The following is a 2,500-nucleotide window of genomic DNA, read 5'->3' on the forward strand; positions in this document are numbered from 1 at the left end:
GTTGCAACTGCTCTTTAACAATTTATCAGACAATCTGTGTGGGCACTCGCAGGACATATCACAAAAAATATTATTTTTGAGAAGTCTTGAAGAGTGACCAATACAGCAGCTTAGTAATAAGCAGCAGTAAACAGTTTAATTCTTTGAGCATCAGACACTTTTAATTGAAGAGTTTGATCATGGCTCAGATTGAACGCTGGCGGCAGGCCTAACACATGCAAGTCGGGCGGTAACAGGGAGAAGCTTGCTTCTCTGCTGACGAGCGGCGGACGGGTGAGTAATGTATGGGGATCTGCCTGATGGCGGGGGATAACTACTGGAAACGGTAGCTAATACCGCATAATGTCTTCGGACCAAAGCGGGGGACCTCCGGGCCTCGCGCCATCAGATGAACCCATATGGGATTAGCTAGTAGGTGAGGTAACGGCTTACCTAGGCGACGATCCCTAGCTGGTCTGAGAGGATGATCAGCCACACTGGGACTGAGACACGGCCCAGACTCCTACGGGAGGCAGCAGTGGGGAATATTGCACAATGGGCGCAAGCCTGATGCAGCCATGCCGCGTGTATGAAGAAGGCCTTCGGGTTGTAAAGTACTTTCAGTCGGGAGGAAGGTGTCAAGGTTAATAACCTTGGCAATTGACGTTACCGACAGAAGAAGCACCGGCTAACTCCGTGCCAGCAGCCGCGGTAATACGGAGGGTGCAAGCGTTAATCGGAATTACTGGGCGTAAAGCGCACGCAGGCGGTTGATTGAGTCAGATGTGAAATCCCCGGGCTTAACCCGGGAATTGCATCTGATACTGGTCAGCTAGAGTCTTGTAGAGGGGGGTAGAATTCCATGTGTAGCGGTGAAATGCGTAGAGATGTGGAGGAATACCGGTGGCGAAGGCGGCCCCCTGGACAAAGACTGACGCTCAGGTGCGAAAGCGTGGGGAGCAAACAGGATTAGATACCCTGGTAGTCCACGCTGTAAACGATGTCGACTTGGAGGTTGTGCCCTTGAGGCGTGGCTTCCGGAGCTAACGCGTTAAGTCGACCGCCTGGGGAGTACGGCCGCAAGGTTAAAACTCAAATGAATTGACGGGGGCCCGCACAAGCGGTGGAGCATGTGGTTTAATTCGATGCAACGCGAAGAACCTTACCTACTCTTGACATCCAGAGAACTTAGCAGAGATGCTTTGGTGCCTTCGGGAACTCTGAGACAGGTGCTGCATGGCTGTCGTCAGCTCGTGTTGTGAAATGTTGGGTTAAGTCCCGCAACGAGCGCAACCCTTATCCTTTGTTGCCAGCGCGTGATGGCGGGAACTCAAAGGAGACTGCCGGTGATAAACCGGAGGAAGGTGGGGATGACGTCAAGTCATCATGGCCCTTACGAGTAGGGCTACACACGTGCTACAATGGCGTATACAAAGGGAAGCGACCCCGCGAGGGCAAGCGGAACTCATAAAGTACGTCGTAGTCCGGATTGGAGTCTGCAACTCGACTCCATGAAGTCGGAATCGCTAGTAATCGTAGATCAGAATGCTACGGTGAATACGTTCCCGGGCCTTGTACACACCGCCCGTCACACCATGGGAGTGGGTTGCAAAAGAAGTAGGTAGCTTAACCTCCGGGAGGGCGCTTACCACTTTGTGATTCATGACTGGGGTGAAGTCGTAACAAGGTAACCGTAGGGGAACCTGCGGTTGGATCACCTCCTTACCTTTCGGGTTGTGAGGTTAAGCGAATAAGCGTACACGGTGGATGCCTAGGCAGTCAGAGGCGATGAAGGACGTGCTAATCTGCGATAAGCGCCGGTAAGGTGATATGAACCGTTATAACCGGCGATTTCCGAATGGGGAAACCCAGTGCAATTCGTTGCACTATCATTACCTGAATACATAGGGTAATGAAGCGAACCGGGAGAACTGAAACATCTAAGTACCCCGAGGAAAAGAAATCAAACGAGATTCCCCCAGTAGCGGCGAGCGAACGGGGAGCAGCCCAGAACCTTAATCACTATCAGCATCAGGAGAACAGTCTGGAAAGGCTGGCCGCAGCAGGTGATAGCCCTGTATCCGAAGGTGTTGGTAGTGTGAGTTCGATGAGTAAGGCGGGACACGTGTTATCCTGTCTGAATACGGGGGGACCATCCTCCAAGGCTAAATACTCCTGACTGACCGATAGTGAACCAGTACCGTGAGGGAAAGGCGAAAAGAACCCCGGCGAGGGGAGTGAAAAAGAACCTGAAACCGTGTACGTACAAGCAGTGGGAGCACCCTTCGGGGTGTGACTGCGTACCTTTTGTATAATGGGTCAGCGACTTATATTCTGTAGCAAGGTTAACCGAATAGGGGAGCCGCAGGGAAACCGAGTCTTAACTGGGCGAATTAGTTGCAGGGTATAGACCCGAAACCCGGTGATCTAGCCATGGGCAGGTTGAAGGTTGGGTAACACTAACTGGAGGACCGAACCGACTAATGTTGAAAAATTAGCGGATGACTTGTGGCTGGGGGTG

At 52.2% G+C, this 2,500-nt stretch carries 2 rRNA genes (1 of these 2 cut by a window edge); both read left to right on the top strand.

What is annotated here, in order from left to right:
• Positions 1 to 161: 161 nt before the first annotated feature.
• A 16S ribosomal RNA gene (locus tag GN208_RS17535) occupies positions 162 to 1,704 on the top strand.
• Between the two features lie 15 nt (positions 1,705 to 1,719).
• Positions 1,720 to 2,500: ribosomal RNA gene (locus tag GN208_RS17540) — 23S ribosomal RNA — on the top strand; its annotated part runs 1,360 nt beyond the window's last position; the annotation flags it as partial.

The organism is Morganella sp. HSTU-ASny43 (genome assembly GCF_022819185.1).
GTDB classification, from domain to species: Bacteria; Pseudomonadota; Gammaproteobacteria; order Enterobacterales; family Enterobacteriaceae; genus Morganella; species Morganella morganii.